This window comes from Nocardia barduliensis (assembly GCF_013315795.1).
Classification (GTDB): domain Bacteria; phylum Actinomycetota; class Actinomycetes; order Mycobacteriales; family Mycobacteriaceae; genus Nocardia; species Nocardia barduliensis.
Genome location: NZ_JABLTE010000033.1, coordinates 68,619 through 79,192 on the forward strand (window position 1 = coordinate 68,619; position 10,574 = coordinate 79,192).

The following is a 10,574-nucleotide window of genomic DNA, read 5'->3' on the forward strand; positions in this document are numbered from 1 at the left end:
ACTACTGATGCATCCGATCGACGACGCGAGTAGTGCGCCTGTCTGGATCGACTACGCCGAGTTCGGTGAGCGTTTCGTCACGCACGCCGTGAACGCCGCGCGGATCGAGTCCGCCGTCGCCGGCATGGCGGGCCGTGGCATGACCATCGGCCCGGTCTCGATCGGCCCGGCCGGGCTCGCCGGTTTCGTCGCGGAGGGCAAGGTCGGCGCTCCGCGCGTCCTGCACAGTGGTCCGCGCGTGTCCTTCGCGGTCACCGTTCCGGTGTCGCTCGCGCTGAAGGTCCTGCTCGGCGGCCGGAAGCTGCGACTGGAAGCCAGAGTCGAAATCGATCTCACGCTGCATGCCCGCACCGCCGAACCCGTGCTCATCGTCATCGACATCCCGCCGATCACCCAGCGCGACATCAGCTTCGTCCTGCGCGCCCAAGCGGTGGACTCGGCGTGGGAATGGCTGCTCGACCCGATCGCCGGTGTCGTGCAGCGGGAGGTCGCCTCCCGGGTCAACGCCATGCTGGCGGATCCGCACACCCGCCGCGGCCTGGTGTTCGACGTGGAGGCCATGGTCGCGGGAAAGCGCTCGGCGCACCGTGACAAGACCGCGTTCGACTGGATCGACTACGGCGAGTTCGGGCATCGATTCTTCTCCCGCATCGTGACGCGCGAGCGGGTGTACGACGTCGTGGAGCGGTTGGCGGGACGGCCGATCGAGGTCGGGCCGCTGCGGACGGGCCCGCGTGCCGGCGCCGTGGTGACCGTTCGCGGTGCGGTCCGCATACCGCGCCTGGCGGACCGGTCGGCCGACCCGGTCGCATTCGACCTGACGTTGCCGGTGAGCCTGGATATCACGGTGGACGTGCTGAAAGCCAATCGCTATCGCGCCGACGTCGAGGTGCCGCTGGTGCTCACCGCCCGGGCCGCAGATCCGCTGCGCGTGGTGATCGATGTGCCGCCGCCGGACCCGGCCGGCATCCGGATGGAGTTCACCGCGCACGGCGCGCGGGCCGCCGCTCTCGGCGCGCTCGCCGGGATCAAGAAGCAGGTCGTGGCGCAGGTGGCGGCGGTGATCCGCAAAGAACTGGCCGACCCGGCGATGCGCACCATCGACGTCGCCGCGCGCATCGACGGCGTCGCGTGAGCTGTGGACCACGTTTGCTTCTGTGGCGAATGTGAAACGTGTTTCTCCTGGGTCTAGCGGTTCCAATGTGAATGTGGTGAAATGAGTTCACGTTCGAGGCTCCCGGCGCACGGGTATGGGGAAGGTGCGCCGGGCACGCTGCCATCCAGGTCGGGTCGCGCGAAGGAGTCCACGATGCGTTCCAGCTCGGTATCCCGGCGTGATCTGTTCGCCTACGCGGCCGCCGCGGCCGTGGTCGGCGTGACCGCGGCGGCGGCTCCGGCCTCTGCCCGGCCCTCGCTCGGCACCCTGATCGATTACGCGGGCGGTGTTCCCTCGGCCACGGCGATTCGCGACGCGGGACATCTCGGCGTGATCCGCTATGTATCCGATCGCCGCCCCGGCGCCGAGTGGATGGCGGGCAAACCGCTGCGCTCCGCCGAGGTGGAAGACCTCAAAGCGGAGGGTCTGCAGATCGTTTCGTGCTACCAGTTCGGCAAGGGACCGACCGCGGACTGGCGCGGCGGGCTGGAGGCGGGCAAGCGGCACGCCGAGCGCGGACTCGCGCTGCACCGCGCCGCAGGCGGTCCCGACAACGTGCCCATCTACGCGTCCATCGACGACAACCCCTCCCCGGTCGACTTCGCCACCATGATCGCGCCGTACCTGCTCGGGTGGCTGTCCGTGCTCGGCAAGGAGAACACCGGCGTCTACGCCAACACCCCGACCATCGAGCTGGCGCGAACCGCGGGATTGGCCGCCTGGTACTGGCAGCACAATTGGGGCACCCCGAAGGGCTTCGTGCACCCCACCGCCCATCTGCACCAGTTCGAGATCGACAAACGCACCCTCGACGGGGTGGGCATCGATGTGAACAACGTGCTCACGCCCGAATACGGGCAGTGGTGAAAACGGAATCCGTCTGCCGACTGCCGTGCAGCATCCTTGACGTCCCCCACACGCCAGTGGCTGCCGAAACCAGGCCGATAGCGCAGCAGCTACAAGCAGAATTCAGGTCCGCTGCCGCGACCAGCCCGGCACCGGCAGCGGAATTCGCAGTCGCTCCGCCCACCTCCAAGTCTCGGAAGTTGCGACGCACATGACGGTTCCACCGACATTCGGTGTCCTCGAGGCGAGACCCGACAGAGCTTCGCCCTGACCCACCGGAGTTGTCAGGTCATCGGTCCAGCGGCGTGAATCTCGATCGCTGTGCACGTCCGGCTGCCCTCAGTGAGTATCGCGGCACGCATCCCACGCGCCCAGCGCACCCCAACCGCCGCCTTAGGCGTCCGGGCCGCCAGTCAGCGAATATCGCGGCACGCATCCCACGTGCCCAGCGCACCTCAACCACGTCTTTCGAGCGAAGCGAGACCGAGCATGCGCGGTTCGCGGCCCGGCTCGCGTCCGAGCGGCCGCCGCGTCCGCGACGCAGTCGCCAGCGGCGGCCGCTCGGACGCGAGCCACAAGGGGGCCGCGAACACGCCGCGCCGAAGGCGCGGCCAAAATCACGTCTGGCAGTGGCTCATCGGTGCGACGCGCAAATCGGGCTCGTCGTCCGGGACCACCCGCAACGACGGACGGCTGTCGGGCGCTTCGTGGTCGCCGAGCCAGGCGAACAGCGACCACCGGGACAGGCCGGAGAACGCGGAGCCGAGGCTGGCGAAGGAGAACGACGAGATTCCCGATCCGAACGATCCCACCGACCCGATGGACAGCACCGAGCCGACGCTGCCGATGGACAGGATGGAGTAGGCCGACCCGATCGACAGGATCGAGCCTTCCGAGCGGATCGACAGGATGGATCGGTGTGAGCGCCTGCTCCGGATCGAATGACCGGGCCGTGTCGAACAGTCCGTGGATTTCGAGCAATCGGTGGTCGCCATAGTTAGCGGTCTACCACAGTCCGGACCGCTCGTGTGGCGGGGCGGCGGATCTGTTCGAGGTCTTCGTGGCGAACGACGAGGGCGGCGATTCCAGTGGAATCGCCGCCCTCGACCGGAAAGCTCAGCCTACGGTGAAGAATCCGAGTGTCGGCAGGAACGAGCAGGTCCGCGGCGCGTCGTCACCGGACTTGGTGGTCAGCGAGCCGGAGACGACCGCGACGACGCGGCCGAAGCCCGTGTTGGCGATCGCGGACAGCGTGGCGGGGCCGTCGGGGTTGATCTTGGCCTCGTCGGTCAGCGGCTGGACGCCGGACTGGCGGGTGTCCAGGTTGAGCCACTGCACCGTCATGGGCGGGTTCTGCACCGGCGTCGGCGACTTGGTGCCGAGGGCGGTGAAGACGAAGCCGGTCTGACCCGCCTGCGGGCCGGGCGGCGGCAGCGTGGCCGGGCCGGGGACGGCCAGCGCGGTGCCGACGGAGTCGGAGGTCGGGCCGATGCAGCCCTTGCCGATGGTGGGGTACAGGAACTGCGCGATCACCGGGCCGTCCTGCGGCACTTCGGGGCCGCCGCCGCCGCTGCCGTCCAGGAAGGTGATGATCCGCTCCAGCGTGGACTTGATCTGCGGCGGCAGGTTCAAGGTGGCCAGCAGCGCGCGCGCCTGATCCAGGATGGCCGATTGCGGGCCCGCGATACCGGCCGGGCTCGCGATATCCGCCGGGCCGGCGATGGCGCCGACGATGGCTGGAGCGAGCGCGGCCAGCGCGTCCACCGGAACACCCTCGGGGACCATGGGAACGCTGTTCGTTGCCGCCGCGGGGGCGGTCGCGGGGGCCGCGATTGCTGTCGTCGGCGCGGCGAGCGTGGCACTCGCCGCGATGGCGAGTGCGGACAATGCGATCCGCGATCCTCGGGTGCGAAGCACTGGTCTGGCCGTCCTTACCTCGGGTACATCTGGGTTCGATTGCTAAAAGCCATCGTTTCGGGGTCACTCTAGGGACATTGCGGCTACGTGTACAGCCGCGGCGTCCGAAAGGCGCCGTGGGACGATCAGTGTTAGCAGAACATACCGCGCCCTTGTGTTACTGGTGTGAAAGTTGATGCAAATGTTACCGATGGTTCCAGGGGTGAACCGACCGGATTCGCGCTGCGGTTAATCTAATCGGTGCCGTCCGCGCTGTCGCCAGAACAACCAAGTCCGGGCGTGCCGAACCGCCGCACCGCACCCGAGCCGAAAGCCAGCGATTTGAATCGTCACCTCCGATGGGCTGTGTCGATGCTCGGCCTGTCCGTGCTGGCCCGGCTGCTCTGGATGCTGTTGTCCCCGAACGGGATGAACCTGGTCGACCTGCACGTCTATGTCGGCGGGTCGGCCGCCCTGCTGACCGATCACCTCTACGACTTCACCTATGCGGAGAAGACGCCGGACTTCCCGTTGCCCTTCACCTATCCGCCGTTCGCGGCGCTGGTCTTCTTCCCGCTGCACTATCTGCCGTTCACCGTGGTCGCGGTGGCCTGGTTGCTGGCCATCGCCGCGGCGCTGTACGCGGTGGTGCACATCAGTCTCGAGCTGATCTTCGGAGCGCAGCGGCTGCGCACGCCGCAGTGGCGGGCCGCGACCGTCGGCTGGACCGCGCTGGGGTTATGGCTGGAGCCGGTGCGAACCACGATGGATTACGGCCAGGTCAACGTGTTCCTGGTGCTCGGCGCGATGCTCGCGGTGCGCAGTTCGCGGTGGTGGATCTCCGGCGGGTTGGTCGGGATCGTCGCGGGTATCAAGCTCACCCCCGCCATCACCGGCCTGTATTTCGCGGCGCGCGGGCGCTGGGCGACCGTGGCGTGGTCGGCGGTGGTCTTCGGCGCGACGGTCGGCGTGAGTTTCCTGATCGCGCCGGTGGAGGCGCGCCGATACTTCGGCACGCTGCTCGGGGACGCCGATCGGATCGGCCCGGTGGGCTCGGTGTGGAACCAGTCGTTGCGCGGCACGCTGAGCCGCATCCTCGGCTACGACGTGGAATCCGGCCCGTGGTGGCTCGCGGCCGTGGTCGTGGTCGCCGCGCTGGCCTTCCTCGCTTGGCGCGCGCTCGGCCCCGACGACCGGCTCGGCACGCTGATCGTCGTGCAGCTGTTCGGGCTGATGGTCTCGCCCATCTCGTGGTCGCATCACTGGGTCTGGCTGCTGCCGACGGTGCTCTGGCTGGTCTACGGGCCGCTGCGCCGGGCGTCCGGCGCGCGGATCATGGCCGGGTACTGGCTGGTGACCATGCTCGTCGGCGTGCCGTGGGTGCTGTCGTTCTTCCAGGATTCGATCTGGACCATCTCCCGCCCGGGCGTGCTGGCCTGGCTCGGCACCGTCGACGTACTCGGCGTCGTGGTCTTCTACCTCTGGGTGATCCGCTTCGGACCCCGGCGTGCCCGCTTGGGCCCCGATGAGCAAACGCGCGTACCGACCGAAGGGCCCGCGCGCGCCGCATAATGCCACCGCCCGCTCGGGCTCGAACTAGATCTCCAGGGCGGTTCTAGTCTCGGCCTCGGCGCGACAACGGCGGAGAAATCCCACTACCCGTCGCCCTCAAGGACGGTGGCCCGACCACCGGTTTCGAGCGGAGCGAGAGCGAGCATGTGCTGTTCGCGGTGCCCGGCTCCTATCCGAGTGGTCGCCCGTTCACCACGATCACCGGTCGACCTACCGATCAACCACTCCAAGCCGCGTGCACTATGTCGTGCGCTCGACTACCCACGCGCCCGGCGCACCCCGACTCCAGGTTTCGAGCGAAGCGAGACCGAGCATGCGCCGTTCGCGGCCCGGCTCGCGTCCGAGTGGCCGCCGCGTCCGCGACGAAGTCGCCAGCGGCGGTCGCTCGGACGCGAGCCACCAGGGGGCCGCGAACACGCCGCGACGAAGTCGCGGCAAATTCAACAGAGCCGATCTATCTCGTGCGCCAGGGCGACATCGAGCGCGGTGAGCCCGCCCGCGGAATGGGTGGACAGACTGAAGGTGACCTTCCGCCAGCGAATGTCGATGTCCGGGTGGTGGTCGGCCTGCTCGGCGACCTCGGCGACCCGGCGCACGAGGTCGATGCCCGCGGGAAAGGTGGGCGCTTGGACGGTGCGGACCAGGTTGTCCCCTGATCTGGTCCAGTCCGGCAGTTCGGTGAGGGCCTCGGCGATCTCGGTATCGGAAAGCAGTGTCTGCTGGGCCATAACGCTCCTTACTGAACGCCTCGGGCCGCCCCGGAAAAGGGGTGGCGGGGGTCAGGCTGCGCGCGCCTGCTTGAGTGCCTTCTTCAGGTCCTTGCCGGTGACTCCGGCCGCTTCGCACTTCTTCATCCGCATGATGACCACGGGGCACTTCAAGCAGCGCGTCTTCTTCCGACAGCACTTCTTCTTCGGTTTCAGGCTCGAAACCTTCTTTGCTTTGACCTTGCCCACGGGGGTTAGCTTACCCTAACTACAAAGCCTGAAACGCGGGGCGAAACGGACTGCCGGTAGGGTGTACCTGGCCGCGATGCCCGGTGAGTTTCGATTCTCCACCCGTTTGCAGGAGCCCGGCGTGAGTGTCCGGACCCGGAGGCGGCAGCCTGCGTAACCACGTAGGGTCCACTCATGCCGGCACCGAGCACCGTCGGCGCCCCACACCGAACAGCAGGAGGATTCAGGCGTGTCGTCTGCACGCGATTTCCGCAACGTCGCCATCGTGGCCCACGTCGACCACGGCAAGACGACCCTGGTCGACGCCATGCTGCGCCAGTCGGGCGCCTTCGCCGAGCGGGCCGAGCCCGTCGATCGCGTGATGGACTCCGGGGATCTGGAACGCGAGAAGGGCATCACCATTCTCGCCAAGAACACCGCGGTGCACCGGCACCATCCGGACGGCTCGGTCACCGTCATCAACGTCATCGATACCCCCGGTCACGCCGACTTCGGCGGTGAGGTCGAGCGCGGCCTGTCCATGGTGGACGGTGTCGTGCTGCTGGTCGACGCGTCCGAGGGGCCGTTGCCGCAGACCCGGTTCGTGCTGCGCAAGGCGCTGGCCGCGTCGCTGCCGGTGATCCTGGTGGTGAACAAGACCGACCGCCCCGACGCCCGCATCGAGGAGGTCGTCGAGGAAAGTCACGACCTGCTGCTCGACCTGGCCTCCGATCTGGACGACGCCGCCGCCGAGGCCGCCGAACTCGCGCTCGACCTTCCGGTGCTGTACGCCTCCGGCCGAGAGGGCAAGGCGTCCAAGGAGCGTCCGGAGAACGGCAACGCGCCCGCCGCCGAGAATCTCGACGCGCTGTTCGACGTGCTGCTCGAACACATCCCCGCGCCGAAGGGCGATCCGACCGCGCCGCTGCAGGCGCACGTCACCAACCTGGACGCCTCGGCGTTCCTCGGCCGTCTCGCGCTGGTCCGCATCCACAACGGCGAACTGCGCAAGGGGCAGAACGTGGCGTGGATGCACGCCGACGGCGTCAAGCAGGTGAAGATCACCGAACTGCTGCAGACGATCGGCGTGGAGCGCCAGCCCGGTGAACTCGCCGTCGCGGGCGACATCGTCGCCATCGCGGGCATTCCGGACATCATGATCGGCGACACCCTCGCCGACATCGACGACCCGGTCGCTCTGCCGCGCATCACCGTCGACGAGCCGGCCATCTCGGTCACCATCGGCACCAACACCTCGCCGCTGGTGGGCCGGGTGCAGGGCCACAAGCTGACCGCACGCATGGTGAAGGCGCGCCTGGACCAGGAGTTGGTCGGCAACGTGTCGCTGCGCGTGCTCGACATCGGCCGCCCGGACGCCTGGGAGGTGCAGGGCCGCGGTGAGCTGGCGCTGGCCATCCTGGTGGAGACCATGCGCAGGGAGGGCTTCGAGCTGACCGTGGGCAAGCCGCAGGTGGTCACCAAGCAGGTCGACGGCAAGGTGCACGAGCCGTACGAAGAGCTGACCATCGACTGCCCCGACGAGTACCTCGGCGCGATCACCCAGTTGCTCGCCGCGCGCAAGGGCAAGATGGTGCAGATGAGCAACCACGCCGCGGGCTGGGTGCGCATGGAGTTCATCGTTCCCTCGCGTGGTCTGATCGGCTTCCGCACCGACTTCCTCACCGAGACCCGCGGCACCGGCATCGCCAACGCCGTGTCGCACGGCTACGCGCCGTGGGCGGGCGAGATCCGGGCCAGGCACACCGGTTCGCTGGTCTCGGACCGGGCGGGCACCGTGACACCGTTCGCGATGATCCAGCTCGCCGACCGCGGGCAGTTCTTCGTCGAGCCCGGCGCGGACACCTACGAGGGGCATGTGGTCGGCGTCAACCCGCGCGCGGAGGATCTCGACATCAACGTCACGCGGGAGAAGAAGCTGACCAATATGCGCAGCTCGACCGCCGACGTGATCGAGACCCTGGCCAAGCCGCTGCAACTGGATCTGGAAGGCGCCATGGAGTTCTGCGCCGCGGACGAGTGCGTGGAGGTCACCCCGGAAGTTGTCCGGGTGCGCAAGGTGATCCTCGGGCAGAACGAGCGCGCGCGGGAACTGTCGCGGCGCAAGGCGCGCGACCGCGCGGCCCTGTAATCATCTACGCCTGAACGGAATCCGGTGTCGCCGCGGCGGCGCCGGATTCCGTGCCGGTGGTGCACTGCTGCGTGATCGCCATACTCGGCGCGGGCTGTTCGGTGTTTGCTATTCATTCCGCAGATCGAAAAACTCCCTGTGTCCAGTACGGCAGTAATCAGGAATTGCTCGGAGCTGGGCGCTCTGGGTAAGTTCCTTTGTGATAGCTGGTCGTATGTGCTGGAGTAATTTCAGTACTTATCCTCCTCGTGACATGCGGATATCGTAATCAAGCATAAGTGTTGCGAATTGCTTTCCGGGATTGGTGTGGGAAGTGTCGTCTATCAGCGGATGACTGTCGCCTGGGTGTTTTCTCATAGGTCGATGAAAAATTGTCGACAGGTAGTGTTCTGCGGCGTTGTTCTCTCCGTGAATGTGGCCGAGGTGAGCTTTCGTGCGATGCGCACACACCGGATCGAAATCAGCTTGACGTGCGAGTATCGTGCCGGATGGATCTCGCCGGTGTTGCCCGATACCGCCCGGCAGTAGCGAGTTTCCCGGCCGTTCAATGGGTCGAAGCAATTGTTCACTTTCGGCGTGGAGCGACGACTTCGCGAGTTCCGCAGAAGCTGTCGCCGCGCGTCCTCCGGCCTTCTGTGGAACGGTCACCGGCAGAGTATTGCGGCCGCGGTGGGTAAGCCGAATATTTGCCGAGCCTCGATCCGGTACGGCCGCGACAACCGCACCGACCGGCATCGAGTTGCCGTTTCTCCGGCATCGATATCCACGCGCTCACGGCGTTTCCCCGGACCCGAGCAGTAATCTGCGAACGAACGCGGCCGTACGGTAGAGTTCCCGAGCGTGAAAGTGGGCGCAGGAAAACGCGCAGCGTGGCGCACGTTGTTGCCGGCCGTGGCAGTGCTGACCCTGATCAGCAGCTGTGCGGCGAACCCGCCGCCGCCCATCGAGAGCACCGACAGTCCGAAGACCACACCGGTCAAGCCCGCGGAGACGACCGTCGTGGTCGCCTTGGACACCATCGGCACCGCGTTCAATCCGCATCTGCGCTCGGACCAGTCCCCGGCCACCTCGGCGATCGCCTCTCTGGTGCTGCCCAGCCCGTTCCGGCCGGTGCTCGATCCGGCGCGGCCCGGAGCGACCACCTGGGTGCCGGATTCGTCGTTGCTGATCTCCGCCGAGGTGACCGCGCAGGAACCATTTACGATCACCTACAAGCTGCGCAACGAAGCGTCCTGGTCGGACGGGGCGCCGATCGCGGCCGAGGACTTCCGCTACCTGTGGCAGGAGATGATCTCCGAACCGGGCGTGGTGGACCCGGCCGGATACCGGTTGATCTCGGACGTGAACTCGTCGGCCGGTGGCAAGACCGTCACCGTCGTGATGTCGCAGCCGTATCCCGGATGGCCGGAGTTGTTCAGCGATCTGCTGCCGTCCCATCTGCTCAAGGACGCCCCCGGCGGGTTCGCCCGGGGAATGAACGGTCAGGTCAACGGTGTCCGGGTGTCCGGGGGGCCGTTCGGGATCCGTTCGGCGGACCCGGGCCGCGACGAGATGCTGCTGGAACGCAACGACCGTTTCTGGGGCACACCGGCGATGCCGGGCCAGATCCTGCTCCGCCGCGGCGGCACGCCCGCGCAGCTGGCGGGTTCGCTGCGCACCGGTGACGTGCAGATGGCGCTGGTCCACGGCGGTGTGGCGACGCAGGCGCAGCTCGGGGCGATTCCCTCGGTGCGAACCGCGATCATGCCGCAGTCGCGGGTGCTGCAACTGTCGCTGAACGGGCGCAAAGGCGAACTGAGCGATCCGCGGGTGCGCTCGGGTGTGCTGGCGCTGCTCGATCCGGCCCTGCTGGCGACGGTGGGTGCGCAGACCGGCAACTGGGTGGAACCGGCTCGCGCACAGGTGCTGGCGCCGTCCGACCCCGGCTACGCCCCGACCGCCCCGCCGCGGCCGTCCGCCGAAGAAGCGTTCGCGCTGCTCGCCGCCGCGGGGTACGGGCGTGCGCCCGAGCCCCCGCCCG

Annotated in this window: 10 protein-coding genes; 5 read left to right on the plus strand and 5 right to left on the minus strand. The window is 67.8% G+C overall.

Annotated features, from left to right (window positions below; all coding sequences use genetic code 11):
• Window positions 1-7 precede the first annotated feature (7 nt).
• Window positions 8-1,135: a hypothetical protein gene (locus HOV91_RS16465; protein WP_174186268.1), complete on the plus strand. Its 1,128-nt coding sequence runs from the start codon at window positions 8-10 to the stop codon at window positions 1,133-1,135.
• A gap of 174 nt (window positions 1,136-1,309) precedes the next feature.
• Entirely contained in the window at window positions 1,310-2,023 is a 714-nt protein-coding gene (locus tag HOV91_RS16470; RefSeq protein WP_174186269.1) for a DUF1906 domain-containing protein, read from the plus strand.
• Window positions 2,024-2,619: 596 nt separating this feature from the next.
• On the opposite strand, the gene HOV91_RS16475 is transcribed toward HOV91_RS16470, so the two are convergent.
• Complete coding sequence (locus HOV91_RS16475) at window positions 2,620-2,997, minus strand: hypothetical protein (RefSeq protein WP_174186270.1); 378 nt, start codon at window positions 2,995-2,997, stop codon at window positions 2,620-2,622.
• Between the two features lie 121 nt (window positions 2,998-3,118).
• Window positions 3,119-3,919, minus strand: a complete 801-nt coding sequence (locus HOV91_RS16480; protein WP_174186271.1) for an Rv1157c family protein — start codon at window positions 3,917-3,919, stop codon at window positions 3,119-3,121.
• Between the two features lie 351 nt (window positions 3,920-4,270).
• Here HOV91_RS16480 and HOV91_RS16485 point away from each other — a divergent pair, with 351 nt between their 5' ends.
• Window positions 4,271-5,470 carry a mannosyltransferase gene (locus tag HOV91_RS16485; RefSeq protein ID WP_246350216.1) on the plus strand — a complete coding sequence of 400 codons (1,200 nt, stop codon included), beginning with the start codon at window positions 4,271-4,273 and terminating at the stop codon, window positions 5,468-5,470.
• A gap of 440 nt (window positions 5,471-5,910) precedes the next feature.
• Here HOV91_RS16485 and HOV91_RS16490 read toward each other — a convergent pair whose 3' ends face one another.
• Window positions 5,911-6,198, minus strand: coding sequence for a 4a-hydroxytetrahydrobiopterin dehydratase (locus tag HOV91_RS16490; RefSeq protein ID WP_174186273.1), 288 nt, complete (start codon window positions 6,196-6,198; stop codon window positions 5,911-5,913).
• Window positions 6,199-6,249: 51 nt separating this feature from the next.
• Window positions 6,250-6,426: a hypothetical protein gene (locus HOV91_RS16495; protein WP_085994939.1), complete on the minus strand. Its 177-nt coding sequence runs from the start codon at window positions 6,424-6,426 to the stop codon at window positions 6,250-6,252.
• A 229-nt stretch (window positions 6,427-6,655) separates the two neighbouring features.
• Between HOV91_RS16495 and typA the strand changes: the two genes are divergently transcribed.
• Window positions 6,656-8,554 (plus strand): translational GTPase TypA, encoded by a 1,899-nt coding sequence (gene typA / locus HOV91_RS16500; RefSeq protein ID WP_174186274.1) that lies wholly within the window; start codon window positions 6,656-6,658, stop codon window positions 8,552-8,554.
• A gap of 237 nt (window positions 8,555-8,791) precedes the next feature.
• Here typA and HOV91_RS16505 read toward each other — a convergent pair whose 3' ends face one another.
• Window positions 8,792-9,202: a hypothetical protein gene (locus tag HOV91_RS16505; protein ID WP_174186275.1), complete on the minus strand. Its 411-nt coding sequence runs from the start codon at window positions 9,200-9,202 to the stop codon at window positions 8,792-8,794.
• A gap of 243 nt (window positions 9,203-9,445) precedes the next feature.
• Here HOV91_RS16505 and HOV91_RS16510 point away from each other — a divergent pair.
• A partial coding sequence (locus HOV91_RS16510) for an ABC transporter substrate-binding protein (RefSeq protein WP_438822671.1) occupies window positions 9,446-10,574 on the plus strand: 1,129 nt, incomplete at its 3' end.

Bases quoted from the DNA above. Each gene is read 5' to 3' on its own strand.
- HOV91_RS16465 (WP_174186268.1), top strand. From the start codon at position 8: ATGCATCCGATCGACGACGCGAGTAGTGCGCCTGTCTGGATCGACTAC.
- HOV91_RS16470 (WP_174186269.1), top strand. From the start codon at position 1,310: ATGCGTTCCAGCTCGGTATCCCGGCGTGATCTGTTCGCCTACGCGGCC.
- HOV91_RS16475 (WP_174186270.1), bottom strand. From the start codon at position 2,997: ATGGCGACCACCGATTGCTCGAAATCCACGGACTGTTCGACACGGCCC.
- HOV91_RS16485 (WP_246350216.1), top strand. From the start codon at position 4,271: ATGCTCGGCCTGTCCGTGCTGGCCCGGCTGCTCTGGATGCTGTTGTCC.
- HOV91_RS16490 (WP_174186273.1), bottom strand. From the start codon at position 6,198: ATGGCCCAGCAGACACTGCTTTCCGATACCGAGATCGCCGAGGCCCTC.